Source organism: Streptomyces sp. NPDC050619, assembly GCF_040654815.1.
In the GTDB taxonomy this organism is placed as follows: Bacteria; Actinomycetota; Actinomycetes; order Streptomycetales; family Streptomycetaceae; genus Streptomyces.
This window is the reverse complement of record NZ_JBFAIR010000019.1, coordinates 156,221-177,865: the sequence shown is the minus strand read 5'-3', so window position 1 is coordinate 177,865 and position 21,645 is coordinate 156,221. Positions and strand designations below refer to the sequence as shown.

20 protein-coding genes and 1 pseudogene are annotated in these 21,645 nt (G+C 71.4%); 11 read left to right on the top strand and 10 right to left on the bottom strand.

Going from position 1 to position 21,645, the window contains the following annotated elements; genetic code table 11:
- The first annotated feature begins 28 nt into the window (after nucleotides 1-28).
- Nucleotides 29-1,339, top strand: a complete 1,311-nt coding sequence (locus AB0I77_RS29150; protein ID WP_363285691.1) for a D-alanyl-D-alanine carboxypeptidase — start codon at nucleotides 29-31, stop codon at nucleotides 1,337-1,339.
- Here the strand turns inward: AB0I77_RS29150 and AB0I77_RS29145 are convergent.
- Nucleotides 1,287-2,321 carry a YhjD/YihY/BrkB family envelope integrity protein gene (locus AB0I77_RS29145; protein ID WP_363285690.1) on the bottom strand — a complete coding sequence of 345 codons (1,035 nt, stop codon included), beginning with the start codon at nucleotides 2,319-2,321 and terminating at the stop codon, nucleotides 1,287-1,289. The genes AB0I77_RS29150 and AB0I77_RS29145 overlap by 53 nt on opposite strands.
- A gap of 179 nt (nucleotides 2,322-2,500) precedes the next feature.
- Between AB0I77_RS29145 and AB0I77_RS29140 the strand changes: the two genes are divergently transcribed.
- The 4 genes from AB0I77_RS29140 (at nucleotide 2,501) to AB0I77_RS29125 (ending at nucleotide 9,569) form a co-directional block, all read left to right on the top strand.
- Nucleotides 2,501-3,850, top strand: coding sequence for an FAD-binding oxidoreductase (locus tag AB0I77_RS29140; protein WP_363285689.1), 1,350 nt, complete (start codon nucleotides 2,501-2,503; stop codon nucleotides 3,848-3,850).
- Nucleotides 3,851-3,861: 11 nt separating this feature from the next.
- A complete protein-coding gene (locus AB0I77_RS29135; RefSeq protein WP_363285688.1) occupies nucleotides 3,862-4,617 on the top strand; it encodes a decaprenylphospho-beta-D-erythro-pentofuranosid-2-ulose 2-reductase in 756 nt (251 codons plus the stop codon).
- Between the two features lie 157 nt (nucleotides 4,618-4,774).
- Nucleotides 4,775-5,176, top strand: coding sequence for a CU044_2847 family protein (locus tag AB0I77_RS29130; protein WP_363285687.1), 402 nt, complete (start codon nucleotides 4,775-4,777; stop codon nucleotides 5,174-5,176).
- Nucleotides 5,163-9,569: a trypsin-like peptidase domain-containing protein gene (locus AB0I77_RS29125; protein ID WP_363285686.1), complete on the top strand. Its 4,407-nt coding sequence runs from the start codon at nucleotides 5,163-5,165 to the stop codon at nucleotides 9,567-9,569. Before AB0I77_RS29130 ends, AB0I77_RS29125 begins: the two co-directional genes overlap by 14 nt.
- Nucleotides 9,570-9,597: 28 nt before the next feature.
- Here AB0I77_RS29125 and AB0I77_RS29120 read toward each other — a convergent pair whose 3' ends face one another.
- The 3 genes from AB0I77_RS29120 to AB0I77_RS29110 all read right to left on the bottom strand — a co-directional run bounded on the left by AB0I77_RS29120 (nucleotide 9,598) and on the right by AB0I77_RS29110 (nucleotide 13,006).
- Nucleotides 9,598-10,179 carry a 2'-5' RNA ligase family protein gene (locus tag AB0I77_RS29120; RefSeq protein ID WP_363285685.1) on the bottom strand — a complete coding sequence of 194 codons (582 nt, stop codon included), beginning with the start codon at nucleotides 10,177-10,179 and terminating at the stop codon, nucleotides 9,598-9,600.
- 138 nt (nucleotides 10,180-10,317) lie between these two features.
- Nucleotides 10,318-11,331 carry a tryptophan--tRNA ligase gene (trpS, locus tag AB0I77_RS29115; RefSeq protein ID WP_363285684.1) on the bottom strand — a complete coding sequence of 338 codons (1,014 nt, stop codon included), beginning with the start codon at nucleotides 11,329-11,331 and terminating at the stop codon, nucleotides 10,318-10,320.
- 226 nt (nucleotides 11,332-11,557) lie between these two features.
- Nucleotides 11,558-13,006, bottom strand: a complete 1,449-nt coding sequence (locus AB0I77_RS29110; protein ID WP_363285683.1) for a glycine hydroxymethyltransferase — start codon at nucleotides 13,004-13,006, stop codon at nucleotides 11,558-11,560.
- 235 nt (nucleotides 13,007-13,241) lie between these two features.
- Between AB0I77_RS29110 and rocD the strand changes: the two genes are divergently transcribed.
- Nucleotides 13,242-14,438 (top strand): ornithine--oxo-acid transaminase, encoded by a 1,197-nt coding sequence (gene rocD / locus AB0I77_RS29105; RefSeq protein ID WP_363285741.1) that lies wholly within the window; start codon nucleotides 13,242-13,244, stop codon nucleotides 14,436-14,438.
- Between the two features lie 5 nt (nucleotides 14,439-14,443).
- Here rocD and AB0I77_RS29100 read toward each other — a convergent pair whose 3' ends face one another.
- Nucleotides 14,444-15,628, bottom strand: a complete 1,185-nt coding sequence (locus AB0I77_RS29100; protein ID WP_363285682.1) for a glutathionylspermidine synthase family protein — start codon at nucleotides 15,626-15,628, stop codon at nucleotides 14,444-14,446.
- Nucleotides 15,629-15,677: 49 nt separating this feature from the next.
- Nucleotides 15,678-16,046, bottom strand: coding sequence for a hypothetical protein (locus tag AB0I77_RS29095; RefSeq protein ID WP_363285681.1), 369 nt, complete (start codon nucleotides 16,044-16,046; stop codon nucleotides 15,678-15,680).
- Nucleotides 16,047-16,186: 140 nt separating this feature from the next.
- Between AB0I77_RS29095 and AB0I77_RS29090 the strand changes: the two genes are divergently transcribed.
- The gene (locus tag AB0I77_RS29090; RefSeq protein ID WP_363285740.1) at nucleotides 16,187-17,011 is read left to right on the top strand and encodes a DMT family transporter; all 825 of its coding nucleotides are present in this window, start codon (nucleotides 16,187-16,189) and stop codon (nucleotides 17,009-17,011) included.
- 130 nt (nucleotides 17,012-17,141) lie between these two features.
- Here AB0I77_RS29090 and AB0I77_RS29085 read toward each other — a convergent pair.
- The 3 genes and pseudogenes from AB0I77_RS29085 to AB0I77_RS29075 form a co-directional block, all read right to left on the bottom strand.
- Nucleotides 17,142-17,484: pseudogene (locus AB0I77_RS29085) on the bottom strand (hypothetical protein); the annotation flags it as partial.
- Between the two features lie 52 nt (nucleotides 17,485-17,536).
- Complete coding sequence (locus tag AB0I77_RS29080) at nucleotides 17,537-18,034, bottom strand: DinB family protein (protein WP_363285680.1); 498 nt, start codon at nucleotides 18,032-18,034, stop codon at nucleotides 17,537-17,539.
- Nucleotides 18,034-18,306 (bottom strand): VOC family protein, encoded by a 273-nt coding sequence (locus AB0I77_RS29075; protein ID WP_363285679.1) that lies wholly within the window; start codon nucleotides 18,304-18,306, stop codon nucleotides 18,034-18,036. Before AB0I77_RS29075 ends, AB0I77_RS29080 begins: the two co-directional genes overlap by 1 nt.
- 15 nt (nucleotides 18,307-18,321) lie before the next feature.
- Here AB0I77_RS29075 and AB0I77_RS29070 point away from each other — a divergent pair, with 15 nt between their 5' ends.
- The gene (locus AB0I77_RS29070) at nucleotides 18,322-18,495 is read left to right on the top strand and encodes a hypothetical protein (RefSeq protein WP_363285678.1); all 174 of its coding nucleotides are present in this window, start codon (nucleotides 18,322-18,324) and stop codon (nucleotides 18,493-18,495) included.
- Nucleotides 18,496-18,505: 10 nt separating this feature from the next.
- Here AB0I77_RS29070 and AB0I77_RS29065 read toward each other — a convergent pair whose 3' ends face one another.
- Nucleotides 18,506-19,891, bottom strand: coding sequence for a PLP-dependent aminotransferase family protein (locus tag AB0I77_RS29065; RefSeq protein WP_363285677.1), 1,386 nt, complete (start codon nucleotides 19,889-19,891; stop codon nucleotides 18,506-18,508).
- A 47-nt stretch (nucleotides 19,892-19,938) separates the two neighbouring features.
- Here AB0I77_RS29065 and AB0I77_RS29060 point away from each other — a divergent pair, with 47 nt between their 5' ends.
- The 3 genes from AB0I77_RS29060 to AB0I77_RS29050 are packed head-to-tail and all read left to right on the top strand — an operon-like array spanning nucleotide 19,939 to nucleotide 21,640.
- On the top strand, nucleotides 19,939-20,448 hold the full coding sequence (locus AB0I77_RS29060; protein ID WP_363285676.1) for a carboxymuconolactone decarboxylase family protein: 510 nt from the start codon (nucleotides 19,939-19,941) through the stop codon (nucleotides 20,446-20,448).
- A complete protein-coding gene (locus tag AB0I77_RS29055) occupies nucleotides 20,445-20,894 on the top strand; it encodes a carboxymuconolactone decarboxylase family protein (RefSeq protein ID WP_363285675.1) in 450 nt (149 codons plus the stop codon). Before AB0I77_RS29060 ends, AB0I77_RS29055 begins: the two co-directional genes overlap by 4 nt.
- Nucleotides 20,891-21,640, top strand: coding sequence for an isocitrate lyase/phosphoenolpyruvate mutase family protein (locus AB0I77_RS29050; RefSeq protein ID WP_363285674.1), 750 nt, complete (start codon nucleotides 20,891-20,893; stop codon nucleotides 21,638-21,640). Before AB0I77_RS29055 ends, AB0I77_RS29050 begins: the two co-directional genes overlap by 4 nt.
- The last annotated feature ends 5 nt before the right edge of the window (nucleotides 21,641-21,645 follow it).

Sequence of the window (21,645 nt, the reverse complement as noted above, 5' to 3'; positions counted from 1 at the left end):
ACGCACCGTGCCATGTACGTTCCTGACCGTGCCCGCTCCCAAGAAGACCGTCAGGCGATCCCTGCTGGTCACCTCCGCTGTCCTGTCGTCCGTCGCGCTGACCGCGCCCGTCTCCTACGCGGCCCCCCGCCCGACTCCGAGTACCTCGGGGAGTCCGTCGTCGAGCCCCTCGGCCACTCCCCCGGCGAGCATGTCGAGCGTGGGCGGGGCCCGTCTCGGCCAGGCCGGGACACAGGTCAACCTGGCGAGCGGGGTCCCGGTACTGCCCAAGGGCCTGAGCGCGCGCTCGTGGGTCGTCTCCGACGCCGAGTCCGGGGACGTGCTGGCCGCCCACAACGCGCACTGGCGGCTGCCCCCGGCGAGCACGCTGAAGATGCTGTTCGCGGACACGCTGCTGCCGAAGTTCGCGAAGACCGAGAAGCACACGGTCGTCCCCTCCGACCTGGCGAGCGTCGGTTCCGGCTCCAGCCTGGTCGGAATAAAGGAAGGCGAGACCTACAGCGTGCGCGACCTGTGGCTGGGGGTCTTCCTGCGCTCGGGCAACGACGCCGTGCACGTGCTGTCGGCGATGAACGAGGGCGTCGACCACACCGTCAAGGAGATGAACGAGCACGCCGAGGAGCTCCAGGCCCTCGACACACACGTGGTCAGCCCGGACGGCTACGACGCCCCCGGCCAGGTCTCCTCCGCCTACGACCTGACCCTGGTCGCCCGCTCCGGGCTGCAGAAGAAGGACTTCCGCGAGTACTGCTCGACGGTCAGCGCGAAGTTCCCGGGCAAGACGACGAAGAACAAGAAGGGCCGGACGACCCGCGAGACCTTCGAGATCCAGAACACCAACCGGCTGCTGAGCGGCGACTCCGACGTGCCCGTCTACCGGGGCATCGCGGGCATCAAGAACGGCAACACCACCAACGCGGGCGCCACCTTCACCGGCGTCGCCGAGCGGAACGGCAAGGTGCTGCTCGTCACCGTCATGAACCCGGAGAAGAACGAGCACAACGAGATCTACAAGGAGACCGCCAAGCTCTTCGACTGGGGCTTCAAGGCGGCCGGCAAGGTGGAACCGGTGGGTGAGCTGGTGCCGCCGAAGAGCGCCGCGCCGGCCGGCACCCAGCCGGGGGCCACCGGGGAGGCCGGGGGCGCGGAGAACGGCGGGAAGTCGAACGGCGGGGCGTCGAAGCCGGTGGCGAGCGCCACGGCCGAGGGCGACTCCGGCGGCATGGGGATCGCGCTCGCGATCACCGGCGGGCTGCTGGCGCTGCTCGGCGGCGCCGCGTTCCTGGTCAACCGCCGGTGGCCGTTGCCCGATCTGGTACGTCGTCGGACTCGTCCGTGACGTCGGTCTTGCCGGAGGGGCCGGTCTTGCCGGAAGGTTCGGTCTTGCCGGAGGGGCCGGTCTTGCCGGAGGGTCCGGACTCGTCGGAGGGGCCGGTCTTGCCGGAGGGCCCGGCCTCGTCGGAGAGCTCGGCCTCCTTGCTCTGCGTCGCCGTCCACGCGGCGCAGAACAGCACCAGCTTCGACGTGAAGTTGATCCACAGCAGCAGGGCGACGGGCACGCCGAACGCGCCGTACATGCTCTTCGCGGCCACGCCCTGCATATAGCCGCTGAGCAGCAGCTTCAGCAGTTCGAAGCCGATGGCGCCGGTCAGTGCGGCCACGATCAGGCGACGGCGTGCGGGCTCGACGCCGGGCAGCAGGGTGAGGACGTACAGGAGCAGCAGGAAGTCGGCGAGTACGGCGACCGTGATCGCGGCGATCCGCAGCAGGACCCTGCCCCAGCCGCCCTCGTCGATGCCGAGCTGCTCGGTGATCCAGCCGACCATCGCGGAGGCCACGGCGGACGCGGCGAGCGTGACGAGTACGGCGCCGCCCAGGCCGAGCAGGATCCCCATGTCCTTGGCCTTGCGCAGGACGGGGTTCTCCTCGTCGTCGGGCAGCTCCCACACCGCCCGCAGACACTCGCGCATCGAGCCGGCCCAGCCGATGCCGGTGAACAGCAGGACGGCGCCCGCGATGAGGCCGACGGCGCCGGCGTTCTGCACCAGGCCGTCGATGTTCAGCTGGTCGGAGATGCCGGGCACCTGCTCGGCGATCTTGTCCTCCAGCGTTTTCTGCTGACTGCCGCTGAGCGTGGCGGCGGCGATCGCGGCGGCCACGGTGAGCAGCGGGAAGAGCGCCACGAAGCTGGTGAACGTCATCGCGGCGGCCAGCCGTGTCCACTTCACCCGGTCCATACGCTCGTACGACCGCCACGCGTGCGTGGCCGTCAGGCGCGCCATGAGCGACCCGACTACGGGGAGCTTTTTCAGCCAGTCCATGATCCAACTCTTCCCTCGGTGTGGAAGACCCATGTGCGAGTACCCCAAAGCCGCAGGAACGGAGCCCTCGAGCGGCACACCGCCCTCCTCCAGGGCTCACACGCGGTTAATCACCCATTTCGGGGAGTTATGGATGTTCAGTAACTAGTCGCCCATATAGGGGCGATACGGTCGCCGACATGCCTGCCGACACCGTTTGCGTCACCGGCTGGGGCCGCACCGCTCCCACCGCCGCTCGTCTGATCCGCCCGCGGACGTACGAGGAGGCGGCGGCAGCCGTCCGGGGCTGCGGGGCCCGCGGAGGCATCCCGAGGGGCCTGGGGCGGGCGTACGGGGACGCGGCGCAGAACGCCGGCGGTGCGGTGCTCGACATGACGGGCCTCGACCGCGTCCACGTGATCGACGCGGCCGGCGGGATCGTGCTGTGCGACGCGGGCGTCTCCCTGCACCGGCTGACGCAGGTACTGCTGCCGCTCGGCTGGTTCGTGCCGGTGACGCCCGGCACGCGCTACGTCACCGTCGGCGGGGCGATCGGCGCGGACATCCACGGCAAGAACCACCGTGTGTCGGGCTCCTTCTCCCGCCACGTCCTGTCCCTCGAACTCCTCACCGCCGACGGCGAGATCCGCACGGTGAGCCGGGGCACGCCCCTGTTCGACGCGACGACCGGCGGCATGGGCCTGACCGGCGTGATCCTGACCGCGACGGTCCAGCTCCAGCCGGTCGAGACCTCCCTCATGTCGGTCGACACCGAACGCGCCAGGGACCTCGACGACCTGATGGCACGCCTGACCGCCACCGACCACCGCCACCGCTACTCGGTCGCGTGGATCGACCTCCTGGCGCGCGGCGCGGCGACGGGCCGCGCGGTGCTGACCCGCGGCGACCACGCGCCCCTCGAATCCCTGCCCTCACGCGCGCGCAGAGACCCTCTGGCGTTCCGCCCCTCCCGCCTCCCGGCCGCCCCCGCGCTCTTCCCGGAGGGCCTGCTCAGCCGTACGACCGTCGGTGTCTTCAACGAGCTCTGGTATCGCAGGGCCCCACGCGCGCGTACCGGCGAACTCCAGAGGATCCCCGCCTTCTTCCACCCCCTGGACGGGGTGCCCCACTGGAACCGGATCTACGGCCGCGGCGGGTTCGTGCAGTACGAGTTCGTCGTCGGATACGGCCAGGAGGACGCCGTACGCCGGATCGTGCGGCGCCTCTCGCAGCGCCGGTGCCCGTCCTTCCTGGCCGTGCTCAAGCGCTTCGGGGACGCCGACCCGGGCTGGCTGTCCTTCCCCGTGCCCGGCTGGACGCTGGCCCTGGACATCCCGGCGGGGCTGCCGGGCCTCGGCGCCCTCCTCGACGAACTGGACGAGGAGGTGGCCGCGGCCGACGGACGGGTCTGCCTCGCCAAGGACTCCCGGCTGCGCCCCGAACTGCTCACCGCGATGTACCCCCGGCTGGACGACTTCCGCGCACTGCGCGCGAGGTTGGACCCGCGCGGGGTGTTCACGTCGGACCTCTCGCGCCGTCTCACCCTCTAGGAGCTCCTGTCGTGAAGGACGCCTTCGGCCTCCCCCAGTCCCTGCTCGTCCTCGGTGGCACGTCACAGATCGCGCTGACCGCCGCCCGCCGCCTGATCGCCCGCCGCACCCGCACGGTGTGGCTGGCGGGCCGCCCCTCACCCGCCCTGGAGACGGCCGCCTCGCAACTGCGCACACTGGGCGCCGACGTACACACCGTCCCCTTCGACGCGCTCGACCCCGACGCCCACGAGACGGCGCTCGGCAAGGTCTTCGCCGAGGGCGACATCGACATGGTGCTGCTCGCCTTCGGCATCCTCGGCGACCAGGCGCACGACGAGCGCGACCCGGCCAGTGCGGTGCGGGTCGCGCAGACCAACTACACGGGCGCGGTGTCGGCGGGACTGCACGCCGCGCGCGCGTTGCAGTCCCAGGGCCACGGCTCGCTCGTGGTGCTCTCCTCCGTGGCCGGCGAGCGGGCCCGCCGCGCCGACTTCATCTACGGCTCCAGCAAGGCCGGCCTGGATGCCTTCGCGCAGGGCCTGGGCGACGCGCTGCACGGCACCGGCGTGCACGTCATGGTCGTACGCCCCGGGTTCGTACGGTCGAAGATGACCGCCGGCCTGCCTCAGGCGCCCATGGCGACGACCCCCGAAGCCGTCGCGGCGGCCGTCGAACTGGGGCTGCGGCGGCGCTCGGAGACGGTGTGGGTGCCGGGGGCGCTGCGGGTGGTGATGGCGGGATTGCGGCATCTGCCGCGGGGGGTGTTCCGGCGGCTGCCGGTCTGACCCGGGCGGGGCGGTGGTTCGTCGGATGAACCCGAACTTCTGGCTGGGACCTGCCCGTTGAAGTCCGTAGCGGATACTGCGTACATTTCTCGGGCTCTACCCAGGATCGGACGTAGGAGCACCGGACCGGACAGCAGCGACGGGGGTCGCGGACGCGATGGCGGACATAACGGAGTTCAGAGCGAGCGACGGCACGGTGCTGCGCGTCGAGGTGGACGAACCGCCCCCGCCGCATGGCGGTGAGGCGTACGAACCCGTGCGCAGGGCGCGCGAAGGCCGTAGGGCGAGCGCCGCGGACACGCTGCGCCAGGCCGTGGACCGCGTCCGCCCCGCGGCGCAGGACGTCCTGGACTCGCTGCGCGCGATGCCGCAGGCCCCCGACCGGGTGGCACTGGAGTTCGGGGTGAAACTGAGCGCGGACGCGGGCGTCGTCCTGGCCCGGGCCTCCTCCGAGGCGCACTTCAAGGTGCTGCTGGAGTGGGAGCGGCAGCCGGGCGGCACCGTCCGCGCGGACGACGAGCCGTCCCCGGACGCGGAGCCCGCCGGTGACGTCGGCTGACGCAGGGCATCCCGCACCCTCGGCGGACGCGGTGTTCGAGTGGGGTCTCGCACGGCTCCTCGACGAAGGCGGCGTCCCGCTGGGCGCCGGTTTCCTGATCACCGGTGACCTCGTGTGCACCTGCGCGCACGTGCTGGTCGACGATCCGGAGGCCCTCAAGACGCGGTCGGCCGTTCCGGACGAACCCGTCCTCGTGGACTTCCCGTTGCTCGCGGACGGTCGCTCCACGCCGGTGGCCGCCACCGTCGCCGAATGGCGCCCCGAGGACGACGTCGCCGTGCTGCGGCTGGCCCACCCGGTGCCCGGCACCGCGCCGCTCGCCCTGGCCTCTCCCGCCCAGCCGCTGTGGGGCCGCGAGGCCCGGGTGTACGGCTTCCCCGAGGACACCGACTCGGGCGTCAACGCCCACGGCACACTGCGCGGCGGGCAGGGCGCGGGCCGCATCCAGCTCGACACGGGCCGCGGCAGCGTGCCGATCCTGCCGGGCTTCAGCGGCAGTCCGGTGTGGGACGTCGAGGCCCGCACGGTGGTCGGCATGATCGCGACGCGCGGCGGGCGCTCCCTGGCGGGGACGGCGTATCTGATCCCGGCCCGTCGGCTGGCGCCCGGGGAACTGGAAATGATGCCCGGCGGCACCGGGCCGTTCAAGGGCCTGCTGCGCTTCGAGGAGGAGGACGCGCACCTCTTCCACGGCCGCGAGCAGGACGCGCGGGCCCTCGCCGAAGCGGTGCGGGAGCGCCCGCTGGCCCTGCTGACCGGGCAGTCGGGCACGGGCAAGTCATCGGTGCTGCGGGCCGGCCTGCTGCCCCGGCTGCGGGCGGCGGACGCGGTCGTCGTCGTGCGTACGCCGCGTGAGGCGGACCACCCGGCGGAGTTCCTGGGCGAGGCGCTGCTCGCGCTGTGGGACGCCGCGGACGGCGCTGCTCTCAGTACCGCCGTACGCGAGGCCTTGTCGGGCGACGGGCTCGCCCTGGCGCGACTGCGGGAGCGGCTGCGCGCGGCGGCCGGGGGCCGGCTGTGCGTCCTGGTGATCGACCAGTTCGAGGAGTACGCCGCCGCCGCGCCGCGCGCGGCCCGCCGGGTGGTGACGTGGCTGCGCGAACTCACCGGTGTCGCCGACCCCGTACCGGACCGGGGCCTGCGTGCCGTCCTGTCCGCCAGGAACGCCACGCTGGACGCTCTCGCCACCGCGCTTCCGGCCGCGCAGCTGACTCTGGCCCTGGTGCGCCTCGACCCGCTCACCGACGACGCCCTGGCCCGGGTGATCTCACAACCGCTGCGCTCCGTTCCCGGTGCCGGGCTGGAACCGGGCCTCACGGAGCTGCTACTGCGGGACGCACACGAGGCCCAGGACAGCCACGGGGAGGCCAACGCCCTGCCGCTGCTGGAGTTCACGCTGGCCGAGCTGTGGCGACGCCGCAGCGGAGGGACCCTCACCCACGCCGCCTACCGGGACCTGGGCGGACTGTCCGGTGCGGTGGCCCGGCATGCTCAGGACACACTCGACGAGGCGATCAAGGAGGGCCTCGCCGACGAGGAGGCGGCACGCCGCCTGTTCCAGCGGCTGGCCCGGCCCCACGGACTCGGCCGCTTCCTGCCGGACACGGTGCCTGCCGCCGAACTGGATCCGTCCCAACAGGCGCTGGCGCAGCGCATGGTGCGCGAGAAGCTGCTCGTGTGGACGCGCGCACAACCGGGTGGGTCGCGGGACGGGTCGCCCTCGCAACGGGACGAGGCGTCCGGTGAGTCGCGGAGTGCGGCACCGCGTGAGGCGTCCGGTGAGTCGCTGCGGATGGCGCACGAGGCGCTGCTGCGCGAGTGGGAGTGGCTGCGCACGTGTCTGCGGGAGGGCGAGGAGTTCCGCGCCTGGCAGGCGGAGGTGGAGGAGCACGCGCGCGCGTGGGACGCGTCCGGCCGCCGCCCCATCGTCTTCGCCCCCGAGAAGCTGCTGTCGGCGGCGGACCGCTGGCGGTCGGAACGGGCGCGGGACATCACGGACGTACAGCGGGGCTACCTGGCGGCGGGGCGGCGGCACGCGCGCAGGGGGGCGTACGTGCTGCGCGCGTTCGCCGCTACGGTCACCGTGCTGACACTGCTGGCGGGGTGGCTGGCCTGGGACGCGTCCCGCAGTCGGGACCAGGCCGAGGAGCAGTTGCGCGAGGTCGCGTCAGGACAGCTGGCGGACCTGGCGGAGCAACGGTCGAGCACCGACCTCGGGCTGTCGGTGCAGGCGGCCATGGGTGCCTGGGCCACCGCCCGCACCGAGAAGGCGGAAGGCGCGCTGTTCCGGCAGTACCTGCGGATGCGGGATGTGGAACAGGTGCACTCCGGGCTGTGGAAGGGGAACGTGCGGGGGATGACGTCCGCTCCGGGCAAGGACGTGGTGGCGGTGACGACCGCGCCTGCTGAGAGAGGCGGTCAGGAGGTGCGCATCGTGACGGGGGCGGCCTCCGGGCACCCTCGGGTCCAGCGTCTCGGCGACATTCCCAACCTCCAGTTCCAGGACGCGTTCAGCGACGACGGGCGGTGGTACGCGCTCGCCGCGGCGGACGGCTCGGTCCGGCGGTGGCAGGTCGGGGCCCAAGGAGGTGCTGAGCCCCGGGTGCTCCCGGGGGCCCGGCCCAAGGCAGACGAGTTCTACGATTCCTACCTCGACTTCTCCGACGACGGCTCCCGGCTCCTGCGCGTGTTCTCGTACGGCAAGCACAGCGGCAGGAACACCGCCATCCAGGTGGACGCACTGAACGTCTGGGACGTCTCCTCCGGTGAGGCGATCCCGACGGCGGGAGGGCTGGTCGACGGCCGGGAGGTCAACGGTGCCGCCTTCGCGGACGACGGCGAGCAGGTGGTGATCTCCTGGTATCGCCAGTCGACGTCCGGGAGTTTTGTCGCGGTCTTCGGCCTGGCCGACGGGGAGGTACGGCGGAGACTGGTCACGGACAGGAAGCACGTCGCCGAACTGACGGCCCGTGGAACCCTGGTGGACGTGGGCGGGCCGAATGGCAGCAGCAGTTTGATCACCCTGGACGGCACGGAGCTGGACCGCGGCGTTCCGAAGCACCTCTTCAACCCCGATGCCTCCGAGCTCTACCTCTTGGAATCCCGCCAGGCCGCATCCCGCAGCAGCGGCGCCCCGGACTACTCCACTGTCACCCTGAACGGCCTGCTGGACGACGACATCTGGACGGCGGTGGCGCCCACCGACGGCACCTCGCAGGACAACGTGAACATCGCGGTATGGGAGCCGCGCGAGGGTTCCAGGAAGCCGCGCGCGGTGGTGGCGGTCGGCGGCAGCCTGCTGCGCCTGCGGTTGACCGAGGGAGGCGCCCCGCCCGCTCCCGGCTCCAACCACGAACAGCGCGCGGCGCTGGCTCCGGACGGAAGCCGGTACGCCACCCTGGCGCACGGCTTGCTCTACATGAGCCGTCCGGGAGACCCCGCCCGCTCAGCGGCGCTGCCGGGCAAGCCCAAGGACAACGGCACCTGGGAGCTGACCTGGGTGCGCACGGAAAAGCGGGACGCGGTTGCCGCATGGGACTCGGAAGGCCTCGGCCTCTCCCTGTACGCGGCCGACGATTCCGTGCGCCGCCTCGACGTCGATCTCCCCGCCCAGGTGCCAGGGCTCGCGGCGGATTCCCGCATCGAGTCGGTGGCCCAGCTCGGCAACGGTGACCTGGCCGTTCTGCTGTCCTCGAACGAGGTCGTCCGCCTCGACCCGCGAACCGGGACGCGTGTCGCAGACCCCCTGCGCGTGGCAGCGGAGGGAACGCCAGGAGCTTCCAGCTGGCCCGGCCAGCTCGTCCCGCGCCCGGGGCATGCCGCCCAGGCCCTGATCGTCACCGGCTCCGGTCACCAGGAGGGGGAGCTCATGCTGTGGGACCTCGGCAAGCGAAGCCGTATGACGCGCTGGACCACGCCGGCGGGCGTGCAGGGGCTGAACAGCCCACAGCTCGCGCCGTCGACCGTGATGTTCAGCGCCGACGGACGCCTCGTGGCAGTCGCCCATGACGACAACAAGCTGCGGTTCTGGGACGTGGCGACCGGCCGCAAGGTGGGGGACACGGTGTCCCTCCCCGGCACGGATCTGGTCGCCTTCCTCGGCACCGACACGCTCATCACGCTGAACGCGGACTACGACCTCCGGCTGCACACCGCGCCGGGCGGTCGGGCGTTGGGTGAGGCCCCGTCCTCGCTGAGCAGCGAAGCGTTCGCGGCAGCCTGGACCGGCACCGACCTCCGCATCCTCACCGCCGGCCAGATGCAGACCCTCTCCACCGACCCCGACACCTGGTGGCGCAGCCTCTGCCGAAGTACCGACCGCCCCTACACCGAGGCCGAGCGCGAGGAACTTCCCCCCGGCGCACACACGGGCCGCCCCTGCTCCGCATCCTGACGCCCGGACCTCAGTGGGCCCTCAGACCTCAGTGGGCCCGAAGCGACCCTCGCTCCGCAGGCGCCGAAGGCTGCGGCGGCACCACCGCTGCCCCGAACGTGAACTCCCGCAGCTTGCGCCACACCCCGTCGGCACCCTGCTCGTACAGCGCGAAGCCGGCGCACGGCCACTCGGCCTCGTAGTCGGCGAGTTCCTCGAAGGCGCGGTCCATGGCCGCCTCGTCGATACGGTGCGCCACCGTGACGTGCGGGTGGTACGGGAACTGCAGTTCGCGCGCCACCGGGCCGGAGGAGTCCCGGACCTGCTTCTGCAACCAGGTGCAGGCCTCGGCGCCCTCGGCGACCTGGACGTATACGACGGGCGACACCGGCCGGAACGTACCCGTGCCGGACAGCCGCATCGGGAAGGGGCGCCCGGCCTCCGCGACCTCGACGAGATGCGCCTCGATCGCGGGCACCAGCGAGGCCTCGACCTCCGTGGGCGGCAGCAAGGTGACGTGCGTGGGAATGCCCTGAGCCGCGGCGTCGCCGAAGCCCGCGCGCCGCTCCTGGAGCAGGCTGCCGTAAGGCTCCGGGACCGCGATCGACACACCGATCGTTACGGTCCCCACGTCATCTCCTGTCGTCTTCACGGATCGGTCCTCAGCCGTCGGCTATCGACTGTACGGCCACGGCTGTGTTACGGGCAGGCGCATCCGTAGTGATGTGCAGCGCTCTGTCCAGTGGTACGGGCTGTGCGGTGGTGCGCCTCAGTGCTTGGCGGGCAGCAGTCCGACCCTGTCGTACGCCTGCGCCAGCGTCTCCGCGGCGACGGCGCGTGCCTTCTCCGCGCCCTTGGCCAGGATCGAGTCCAGCGTCTCCGGGTCGTCGAGGTACTGCTGGGTGCGCTCCCGGAACGGCGTCACGAACTCGACCATGATCTCGGCGAGGTCCGTCTTGAGCGCGCCGTAGCCCTTGCCCTCGTACTTCTGTTCCAGTTCCGCGACGGCCGCGCCGGTGAGGGTCGAGTAGATGCTGAGCAGGTTGCTGATGCCCGGCTTGTTCTCGACGTCGTAGCGGATGACGGTCTCGGTGTCGGTGACCGCGCTCTTGACCTTCTTGGCGGTGGCCTTGGGCTCGTCCAGCAGGTTGATGAGGCCCTTCGGCGTGGACGCCGACTTGCTCATCTTGATCGACGGGTCCTGAAGGTCGTAGATCTTCGCCGTCTCCTTGAGGATGTACGGCTTCGGGACCGTGAAGGTCGGGCCGAAGCGGCCGTTGAAGCGCTCGGCGAGGTCGCGGGTGAGCTCGATGTGCTGGCGCTGGTCCTCGCCGACCGGGACCTCGTTGGCCTGGTACAGCAGGATGTCCGCGACCTGGAGGATCGGGTACGTGAACAGGCCGACGGACGCGCGGTCGGCGCCCTGCCTGGCGGACTTGTCCTTGAACTGGGTCATGCGGGAGGCCTCGCCGAAGCCGGTGAGGCAGTTCATGACCCAGGCGAGCTGGGCGTGCTCGGGGACATGGCTCTGGACGAAGAGCGTGCAGCGCTCCGGGTCGAGACCGGCCGCGAGGAGCTGGGCGGCGGCCAGCCGGGTGTTGGCGCGCAGGTCCGCGGGGTCCTGCGGGAGCGTGATCGCGTGCAGGTCGACGACCATGTAGAACGCGTCGTGGGACTCCTGGAGGGCCACCCACTGGCGGACGGCGCCGAGGTAGTTGCCGAGGTGGAACGAGCCTGCGGTGGGCTGGATTCCGGAGAGCACGCGGGGTCGGTCAGTCGCCATGCTCATCATTCTCTCAGGTCTCGGGGGGCGGTCCGGAACGGGCCGGAAACACAGCCGCATCGTGGGCCGGATCGTCGATGAGCCGCGGTGATCGCTCCAAGCCGTGGCTGCTGTCGATCGTGGCCGATGAGACGCCGATGAGACGAGGAACACAGTGAGCCGGGAGCGCGGCGGCCCGGCCGGGAGCCGGACCGCCGCGGGAGGAGCAAGGGGGTCGTGGGACGCGTCAGCCGAGGTCGATCTCCGGGTACAGGGGGAAGCCGGCGACCAGGTCGGTGGCCCGGCGGGAGATCTCGTCCGCGACCTTCGGGTCGAGGACGTGCTGCGCCTTGGACGGGGCGCCCTTGCTGGTGGTGCCGGCCTCCGTGGTGGTGAGGACGCGGTCGATGAGGCCCGCGACCTCGTCCATCTCGGCGGTGCCCAGGCCGCGCGTGGTCAGGGCGGGGGTGCCGATCCGGATGCCGGAGGTGTACCAGGCGCCGTTGGGGTCGGACGGGACGGCGTTGCGGTTGGTCACGATGCCCGAGTCGAGCAGGGCGGCCTCGGCCTGGCGGCCGGTGAGGCCGTAGGAGGAGGCGACGTCGATCAGGTTGAGGTGGTTGTCCGTGCCGCCGGTCACGAGGGTCGCGCCCCGGCGCATCAGGCCGTCGGCCAGTGCCCGGGAGTTGTCGACGATGCGCTGGGCGTAGTCCTGGAAGGAGGGCCGGCGGGCCTCGGCGAGGGCGACGGCCTTGGCGGCCATGACGTGCGGGAGCGGGCCGCCGAGGACCATCGGGCAGCCGCGGTCGACCTGGTCCTTGAGGGAGTCGTCGCACAGGACCATCCCGCCGCGCGGGCCGCGCAGCGACTTGTGGGTGGTGGTGGTGACGATCTGGGCGTGCGGGACCGGGTCGAAGTCACCGGTCAGCACCTTGCCCGCCACCAGGCCGGCGAAGTGGGCCATGTCCACCATCAAGGTGGCCCCGACCTCGTCGGCGATCTCGCGCATGATGCGGAAGTTCACCAGACGGGGGTAGGCGGAGTAGCCGGCGACGATGATCAGCGGCTTGAACTCACGGGCCGACACCCGCAGCGCCTCGTAGTCGATCAGACCCGTGGTGGGGTCGGTGCCGTAGGAGCGCTGGTCGAACATCTTGCCGGAGATGTTCGGGCGGAAGCCGTGGGTGAGGTGGCCGCCCGCGTCCAGGGACATGCCGAGCATGCGCTGGTTGCCGAAGGCCTGGCGGAGTTCGGCCCAGTCGGCGTCGGAGAGCTCGTTGACCTGGCGGACGCCGGCCTTCTTCAGGGCGGGGACCTCGACACGGTCGGCGAGGACGGACCAGAAGGCGACGAGGTTGGCGTCGATCCCGGAGTGCGGCTGGACGTAGGCGTGGCGGGCGCCGAACAGTTCGCGCGCGTGCTCGGCGGCGAGGGACTCGACGGTGTCGACGTTGCGGCAGCCGGCGTAGAAGCGGCGGCCGATGGTGCCCTCGGCGTACTTGTCGCTGAACCAGTTGCCCATCGCCAGCAGGGTGGCCGGGGAGGCGTAGTTCTCGGAGGCGATCAGCTTGAGCATCTCGCGCTGGTCGGTGACCTCCTGGCCGATGGCATCGGCCACCCGCGGCTCGACGGCGCGGATCACGTCGAGGGCGGCACGGAAGGCGGTGGACTCGGTGGAGAGGGGTTCGGCTGGCATGGGGACCTCCGGACGTCGTGTTCAGCGTTCACGGTACGGCCCAGGCGCACGGCACTCGGTGCTGGACGACTCGGTCCAGTGGGCCGCTCCCCGATGGTCGGTCCCATCCCAGCGCGCCAGTCACGGCCCGCCGGTCAGCCTACCGGCCACGCCGGATCGCCCAGGTCCCGCGTCCACCATCCGAGCGACGATAGGAAGGAGACCACCGCCAGCTCAGGGAGATCCCGTGAACGCCATGGAGGGGCTCGTCGCCGCGGCCGAAGCCCATAGTGCGCACACCTACCACCCGCTGCCGGTGGTGATCGCCACCGCGGACGGCGCCTGGATGACGGATGTGGAGGGGCGCCGGTATCTGGACCTGCTGGCCGGTTACTCGGCGCTCAACTTCGGGCACCGCAACCGGCGGCTCGTCGAGGCGGCGCAGGCGCAGTTGGAACGGGTGACGCTGACGTCCCGGGCGTTCCATCACGACCGGTTCGCCGCGTTCTGCGAGGAACTGGCCGAGCTGTGCGGCATGGAGACGGTGCTGCCGATGAACACCGGCGCGGAGGCGGTGGAGACGGCGGTCAAGACGGCCCGGAAGTGGGGGTACCGGGTCAAGGGCGTGCCCGCGGAGATGGCGAAGATCGTGGTCGCGGGCAACAACTTCCACGGGCGTACGACGACGGTCATCAGCTTCTCCACGGACCCGGAGGCGCGGGCGGACTTCGGGCCGTACACACCGGGCTTCGAGATCGTGCCGTACGGGGATCTGACGGCGATGCGCGCGGCGCTGACCGAGAACACGGTCGCGGTGCTGCTCGAACCGATCCAGGGCGAGGCGGGGGTACTGGTGCCGCCGGCCGGCTATCTGCCGGCGGTGCGTGAGCTGACGCGCGAGCGGAACGTGCTGTTCGTGGCGGACGAGATCCAGTCGGGGCTTGGACGTACGGGGCGGACGTTCGCGTGCGAGCACGAGGGTGTGGTGCCGGACGTGTACGTGCTCGGGAAGGCGCTCGGGGGCGGGATCGTGCCGGTGTCGGCGGTGGTGTCGAGCGCCGAGGTGCTGGGGGTGTTCCGGCCCGGCGAGCACGGGTCGACGTTCGGGGGGAATCCGCTGGCCTGCGCGGTGGCTCTGGAGGTGATCGCGATACTGCGGTCGGGCGAGTACCAGGCGCGGGCCACGGAGCTGGGCGGGCATCTGCACCGGGAGCTTGCGGCGTTGGCCGGGACGGGGAGGGTGACGGCGGTGCGCGGGCGCGGGCTATGGGCGGGCGTCGACATCCATCCGCGGTACGGCACGGGGCGGGAGGTCTCAGAGAAACTGATGGACCGGGGTGTGCTGGTGAAGGACACGCGTGGGGCGACGGTGCGGATCGCGCCGCCGCTCGTCATCGGAAAGGAGGACCTGGACTGGGGACTCGCCCAGCTGCGTGCCGTACTGGGGCTGTAGGGAGCTCAGAGGATCACGTGTGGCAGGAAGCGGGCGTACTCGTCCGTGATCAGGCCGGAGGACTCGCGGATGCCCAGGCCCGCCGACTCGTCCTCCACAACCCAGGCGCCGAGGACCACGCGGTTGCCGTCGAAGTCGGGCAGGGGCGCCAACTCCTGGTAGCAGCAGGCCGCTTCGCGGACTACGGCGGCGGAACCGGGCTCGTGGACCGTCACGCCCGCGCCCTCCCGGCCCAGCAGGGGCTTGGCGACGTAACCGGTCGTCGTCGTCAGCTCGCGCGGGCCGTCGAGGTAGGCGGGGAGGAGGTTCGGGTGGCCGGGGTGGAGCTCCCAGAGGACGGCGAGCAGCGCCTTGTTGCTGAGCAGCATCTTCCAGGCGGGCTCGATCCACATCGTGCTGCCCGTGCCGCCGCCGTTGTCGAGGGTGTCGAGGACGTGGCCGGCGAAGCGGTCCGTGGTGAGCCACTCCCAGGGATAGAGCTTGAAGCAACCGCGGATGAAGCGGAGCCGGTTGTCGACGAAGCGGCCGGACAGCGGGTCCCAGCCGATCTCCTCCATGGAGATCCAGTCGGTGTCCAGGCCGGCCTGCTCGGCGGTCTCCTTGAGGTAGGCGACGGTCATGAGGTCCTCGCCGAGTTCGTCGGCCGAGGAGTGCGCGAAGTACAGGGGGCTGCCGGGCGGGAGGAGGGCGGCCTGTTTCTTCCAGGCGGCGACCAGGCGTTCGTGGAGGGAGTTCCACTGGTCGGCGCCGGGGAAGCGCTCCTCCATCCAGAACCACTGGGGCGAGGCGGCCTCGACCAGGGAGGTGGGTGTGTCGGCGTTGTACTCCAGGAGCTTCGCCGGGCCGGTGCCGTCGTAGCGGAGGTCGAAACGGCCGTAGACGGAGGGGAGTTCGGCGCGGCGGCGCCAGGCCTCGGTGACCGCCTGGGCCACGCGGGGGTCGGTGATGCCGAGGTCGGCGAAGCGGCCCTCGGCGACGATGTGTTCGGCCGCCGTCAGGCACATGTGGTGCAGTTCCTCGACGACCTGCTCCAGCGCCTCGACCTCGGGGAGCGTGAAGGCGTAGTAGGCGCTCTCGTCCCAGTAGGGGCGCAGGGAGTCGTCGGGGTAGCGGGTGAGCGGGTAGATGAGCCCCTGTTCCTCGACGGTCTGCTGCCAGGCGGGGCGGGGGTCGATGGGGTGGCGTTCCACGGCTTTTCCTACGGGGTCTTCGGTTGGGGTCTTCCTGTGGGGCTGGTGTTCAGCCGCCGGAACTGCCCTTGCCGCTGCCGCCGTCGCCGCTGTCGCCGCTGCCGAAGCCTCCGCGGTCGACACCGCTGCCGCCGCTGCTGCTCGAACTGCCGGACTTCTTGCCGGGCTTGGTGAAGGAGCCGCCCTTGACCCAGCCGCTCTTCTTCTTGCCGCCGTAGTAGTAGGCGCCGTCGACGGTGGTGGCGGACTTGCAGTTCTTGTCGCCGACGATCTCGTAGCCCTTGGAGAGGTTGTAGCTGTCGCGGTCGACGCAGCGCTTGTCGGGGTCCGAGGAGCAGGCGGTCAGGGCCGCGGCGAGCAGTCCTACGCCGCCGAGTGCGACCGTGCCTGAGCGAAGTTGCCGGCGTGCGTCCGCCATGTTCGTGTCTCCCCGTTGATCAAGCTGTTGGTGCGTCTGCTGGTGCCGTGTCCGGCGGTCAGCTTAGAGATCGGTAAGAGTGCACGCGCGGGCGGGCCGCCCCTCACCACCTCACCTAGAGTCCCTTTGTGCTCTTTGGAATGGTGTGCGCCCTTGGTGCCGCGGTCTGCTTCGGTACGGCGACGGTGTTGCAGGCGATGGCGGCGCGGGCGGCGGACACGGGCGACCGGGGCGGGGAGGTGGCGCTGCTCCTACGGGCGGTCCGGCAGTGGCGGTATCTGGCCGGGCTGGCGCTGGACGGGCTGGGGTTCGTGTTCCAGGTCGCCGCGCTGCGGTCGATCCCGATCTACGCGGTCGGCGCGGCGCTGGCCTCGAGCCTGGCGGTGACGGCGGTGGTCGCGGCGCGGCTGTTGCGGGTGCCGCTGAGCGGGAGTGAGTGGGGCGCGGTGGGAGTGGTGTGCGCCGGGCTCGCGATGCTGGGGGTCGCGTCCGGGACGGAAGGGGACCGGGGCGGATCGGCCGCGCTGGAGTTCGCGGTGCTCGGGGTGGCGGTGGCCGTGCTGCTGCTGGGGCTGGCCGGCGGGCGGCTGCCCGAGCGGGGGCGGGCGCTGGTGCTGGGGCTGGGGGCCGGGTTCGGGTTCGGGGTGGTGGAGGTCTCGGTGCGGCTGATCGACTCGCTCGCGCCTTCGGATCTCGTGCGGAACCCCGCCGTGTATGCGCTGCTGGTGGGGGGCGGGGCGGCGTTTCTGGCGCTGACCTCGGCGTTGCAGCGGGGGTCGGTGACTGCGGCCACCGCGGCGATGGTGATCGGGGAGACGGTCGGGCCGGCGGTGGTGGGGGTGGTGTGGCTGGGGGATCGTACGCGGGAGGGGGTGGGGTGGGTGGCGGTCGTGGGGTTTGTGGTGGCGGTTGGTGGGGCGTTGGTGTTGGCGCGGTTCGGGGAAGCGCCGGTTGAGGAGGTGTGAGGGGGTGGCGTGGGTGCGGTGGGCGTGGTTTTCGCCTCCGCCGCCCCTGACTCGGCCAAGGAGATCCCGCGAGCCGCGATGAGTTCTGCGGCAGGGCCCCGGCGTTCAGGTTGGATGTCCAGGTTCGTGATCATGTGAGTCCGTAGCGTGCGAGGACGCGGTGCCGGTCGGCGTGGGCGCGTCGGGCGGCGGCGATGTTGGCCCGGCCGGCGAGCTTGAGGGCGGAACGGATCAGGTCGCGCAGGACGGCCAGGACGGCATGGGTGCGGCGGACCTGGCTGGTGTCCTCGCCGGAGGTGCAGCTGGTGGGCGAGCTTCTTCTGGTTCCCCGTGATCGTGAACAGGTAGTGGGCGCCGCGCTGTTCGACCAGGTAGGTGGCGTGGTGCCGTTGTGCGTGCAGGGCATCCACGGTGACGATCGCGCTAGTCAAGTCGTCGGTGTCGTCGATCTGGCCGAGGAGCGGGGCGAACTCCCTCCCTGCGCAGACGACTTCAAGGCGGCTCGACTGGAAGCCGGGGGGGCGGTCAGGTGATGACGAGCCGCTGTTTTCCGTCGATGAGTTCCCGGACGGCGTCGAGGTGCCCGGCGTGGGTCGCGGTCTCTGTGATGACGTGCAGGACGACTGCGCGGAGGTTGTCGTAGCGCCAGCCGTCGAAGAAGTCCGGCCACCAGGGCGTGGGCGCGTTCAGGTCGGCGCCGGCGAGGACCGCGTCGGATCGCTCGCTCTCTTTGCGGTACAAGGCGAAAATCTCCTGTGCCGACTTCTCCGGTGCAGGCTTCCAGGCGTCGTCCTCGGAGCCCAGGATCTCATCGATGGCGACCCGCTCGCCCGCCGCGACGGCGCGGAACCAGAACTTCTCGTCGTCCAGGGCGAGATGGTGCACAAGGCCCAGGCAGGTCCAGCCGGACGGTAGCACCGGGCGCCGAAGCGCTTCGTCATCGAGACCCTCGAGGATGCCCAGGACGTGCTTGCGCTTGTCGTTCAGGAAGCCCAGCAGCGTCATCATCTCGGTGTTGGACATTACTTGGCGATCTCCCAGACGTGGCCCGACGGGTCGGCGAAGGAGGCGGTCCGGATGCCCCAGCACCGGTCCTGGGGGCCGTTGAGGAGCTTCACCCCGCGTTCCGCGAGTTTCTCGCGCACCGCGTCCACATCCTCCACCTCGATCGTGATCTGAAAGCGCGCTCCGGCCTCGGGCTCCGCGACCTTCGAGAGCTCGACCAGCTCACTGGCCTGGGAGGACTTCAACAGGTTCAACGTGACGGGTCCGATGCCCTTGAACCAGGGCTCCATGGCTACACCTCTCCCTTGAACAAGATTTCGAAAGATGCGGACGCCCACACCGTATACGGCAGCGGTGACAATCAGGGTCGCCGCGGAGACGGCTCCTCTCCTGCCTACTGGGCCGTGACTCCCGCCAAGGGCAACGCCTACCGCGAGCACGACGCACAGGGCGCAGCAGCGCCCGAGCAAGGCCAGTAACAAGCTGCCCTCACGGCAGCACCCTGCACAACGCCTCCAACGCCCCCGCCCACGCATGGTCCGGCGGTGTCCCGTAGCCGACGACCAACGCGTCCAGTGGCTCGGTGACGGCCGCCTCGTGGCGGAAGAAGGACAGGCCGTACAGGGCCAGGCCCTGCCAGGCGGCTGCCTGGACCACCGACTGTTCGGTGCCGGGCGGGAGGCGCAGGACTGCGTGCAGGCCGGCCGCGATGCCGGTGATGTGGACGGCCGGGGCCTGTGCGGCGAGGGCCTCGACCAGGGTGTCTCTGCGGCGGCGGTAGCGGAGGCGGGAGGCGCGTACGTGGCGGTCGTAGGCGCCGGACGTGAGGAACTCCGCCAGGGTCAACTGGTCCAGCACACCGCACGTTTCGACGCCGCCCTTCGCCGAGGTCACCTCCTCCACGAGGCTGGGTGGCAGCACCATCCAGGCCAGGCGGAGGCCGGGGGCGAGGGACTTGCTCGCTGTGCCCAGGTAGACGACGTGGTCGGGGTCCAGGCCCTGGAGCGCGCCGACGGGTTGGCGGTCGTAGCGGAACTCGCCGTCGTAGTCGTCCTCCAGGACCAGTCCGCCGGTGCGTCGCGCCCAGTCCACGACGACCGCCCGTCGGTCGCGGTGCAGGGGGACGCCCATCGGGAACTGGTGGGCGGGGGTGAGCAGGACGGCACCGGCGTCCGTCAGCCCTTCGGGGTTCGTGCCGAGTGCGTCGAAAGGGAGCGGTGCGGTGCCGAGGCCGGTCGTCGTCAACTGCTTCTCATACACGTCCAGGCCGTACGACTCGACGGCGACCGTCCGTACTCCGCGTGCCCGCAGGACCGTGCCGAGCATCTGGAGGCCGTGCGCGAACCCGGCTACGACGAGGATCCGCTCGGGGTCGGTGCGCACGCCTCGGGCGCGGGCGAGGTAGCCGGCGAGCGCGGTGCGCAGTTCGGCCCGGCCGCGGGGGTCGCCGTAGCCGAGGGCCTCGTTGGGGGCGGAGGTGATGGCGCGGCGGGCGGCCTTGAGCCACTCGGTGCGCGGGAAGGATGCCAGGTCGGGGGTGCCGGGGCGGAGGTCGTAGGCGGGGCGGTGGCTCTGTGGGCGCAGGGTCGAACTGGGCACCGGCGGGACCACCCTGCGCTCCGCCGCCCGCGTGCCCGAGCCCTGGCGGGCGGTCAACCAGCCCTCGGCGACCAGGTCGGCGTAGGCGTCGGCGACCGTGTTGCGGGCAATGCCCAGGTCGGCGGCGAGGGCGCGGGAGGACGGCAGGCGCGTCCCCGGCGCCAGGCGGCCGGTGCGGACGGCCTCGCGCAGGGCGTCGGTCAGGCCCCTGCGCAGGCCCGGACCGGTCGGTTCTAGGTGGAGGTCGACGCCCAGAGTGGCCCAGGGTTTCGGCATGGAAATGGACCATACCCGTGGGCAGCTTGGCTCATAGGGTCGAGGGCATGACGACGACGAACCACGACACGACGACCGGAGAGTACGCACCCGAAGCGCCGGCCCGGATGCGGTGGGCCAAGCTCGCGCCCGAGGTCTACAAGGTGATGGTCCGCCTCGACGCGGCCGCCAAGCAGGGGCTCGACCCCAAGCTGGTGGAGCTGGTGCGGCTGCGCGCCTCCTCGCTCAACCACTGCGCGTTCTGCCTCGACATGCACACCAAGGACGCCCTGGCGGCGGGCGAGAGCGTCCAGCGGATCGTGCAACTCCCCGCCTGGGAGGAGTCGAAGCACTTCTACACGGAGAAGGAACTCGCGGCGATCGAGCTGACCGAAGCCGTCACGGTCCTCACGGACGGGTTCGTGCCGGACGAGGTGTACGAGAAGGCCGCCAAGCACTTCGACGAGGCCGAACTGGCCCAGCTCATCGCCACGATCGCGGTGATCAACGCGTGGAACCGGTTCGGTGTGGCCACGCGCGCGGTGCCGGGGCACTACAAGGCCGGTGACTTCGGGTGACGGCTCGTACGAAGCTGCTCGACCGCGAGGTCGGCCAGGCCCTCTCCGCGCTCAGCGCCACCGCGAAGAAGGGGCTCGGCGACCCGGCGCTCGCCGAGCTCGTCGTGATCCGGGCCTCGCAGGTCAATCACTGCGCCTACTGCCTGGACATGCACCTCGCCATCGCCCGCAAGCACGGGGTGAGCGAGCAGCAGCTCGATCTGCTGGCCGCCTGGGAGGAGGCCGGGGAGGATGTCTACGACGAGCGACAGCGGGCCGCCCTCGCGCTGACCGAGGCGGTGACCGTCCTGACGGACGGATTCGTGCCCGACGAGGTGTACGAGCACGCCGCCAAGCACTTCGACGACACGCGGCTCGCCCACCTCATCGCGCTGATCACCGCCATCAACAACTGGAACCGGGTGATGGTCAGTCGCCGGATCCCGCCGGGGGGTCACACGCCATGAGCAAGGTCGACACCTTCCGCGCCCTGCACCACGGCCGGCCCCCGGAGGACCCCCTCGTCCTCCCCGGCCCCTGGGACGCCGCCAGCGCCCGCGTCTTCGTCGAGGCCGGGTTCCCGGCGCTCGCGACGCCCAGCGCGGGGGTTGCCGCCTCCCTCGGGTACGAGGACGGGGCGACACCGGCGGACGAGATGTTCGCGGCGGTCGCGCGGATCGTACGGGCCGTGGAGGTGCCGGTGTCCGCGGACGTCGAGGGCGGGTACGGGCTGGCGCCGAAGGAGCTGGTGGAGCGGCTGCTGGAGACGGGCGCCGTGGGCTGCAACCTCGAGGACTCCGACGGGGGCGTTCTCAAGGACCCGCGGGAGCACGCCGACTGGCTGGCCGAGGTGCGGCACGCAGCCGGGGACTCGCTCTTCGTGAACGCCCGCGTCGACACCTTCCTCCGCGGCCAAAACGATCCCGAACGGGCCATCCAGCGCGCCGCGTTGTACGTCTCCGCGGGCGCCGACTGCGTCTATCCGATCGGCGCCCCGGCCGACGTACTGCCGCTGCTGCGGTCCGGGATCCAGGGACCGATCAACGTATTCGCCGAGCCGCCGGTCCGCGACCGAGAGGGCGACTGCGAGGACCCCGCGCCCGCCGAACTCCGTGAGCTCGGCGAACTCGGGGCCACTCGCATCACCTTCGGGCCGGGCCTGCAACGCCGAGCCACCGCCGCGCTGCGAGAGATCGCCGCACAGCTCAAGTAGGCATG

Coding starts and splice junctions, on each gene's coding strand:
- AB0I77_RS29145 (WP_363285690.1), bottom strand. CDS start 2,321: ATGGACTGGCTGAAAAAGCTCCCCGTAGTCGGGTCGCTCATGGCGCGC.
- AB0I77_RS29140 (WP_363285689.1), top strand. CDS start 2,501: ATGCCTGCCGACACCGTTTGCGTCACCGGCTGGGGCCGCACCGCTCCC.
- AB0I77_RS29130 (WP_363285687.1), top strand. CDS start 4,775: ATGGCGGACATAACGGAGTTCAGAGCGAGCGACGGCACGGTGCTGCGC.
- trpS (WP_363285684.1), bottom strand. CDS start 11,331: ATGGCGACTGACCGACCCCGCGTGCTCTCCGGAATCCAGCCCACCGCA.
- AB0I77_RS29110 (WP_363285683.1), bottom strand. CDS start 13,006: ATGCCAGCCGAACCCCTCTCCACCGAGTCCACCGCCTTCCGTGCCGCC.
- rocD (WP_363285741.1), top strand. CDS start 13,242: ATGGAGGGGCTCGTCGCCGCGGCCGAAGCCCATAGTGCGCACACCTAC.
- AB0I77_RS29095 (WP_363285681.1), bottom strand. CDS start 16,046: ATGGCGGACGCACGCCGGCAACTTCGCTCAGGCACGGTCGCACTCGGC.
- AB0I77_RS29090 (WP_363285740.1), top strand. CDS start 16,187: ATGGTGTGCGCCCTTGGTGCCGCGGTCTGCTTCGGTACGGCGACGGTG.
- AB0I77_RS29080 (WP_363285680.1), bottom strand. CDS start 18,034: ATGTCCAACACCGAGATGATGACGCTGCTGGGCTTCCTGAACGACAAG.
- AB0I77_RS29075 (WP_363285679.1), bottom strand. CDS start 18,306: ATGGAGCCCTGGTTCAAGGGCATCGGACCCGTCACGTTGAACCTGTTG.
- AB0I77_RS29065 (WP_363285677.1), bottom strand. CDS start 19,891: ATGCCGAAACCCTGGGCCACTCTGGGCGTCGACCTCCACCTAGAACCG.
- AB0I77_RS29060 (WP_363285676.1), top strand. CDS start 19,939: ATGACGACGACGAACCACGACACGACGACCGGAGAGTACGCACCCGAA.
- AB0I77_RS29050 (WP_363285674.1), top strand. CDS start 20,891: ATGAGCAAGGTCGACACCTTCCGCGCCCTGCACCACGGCCGGCCCCCG.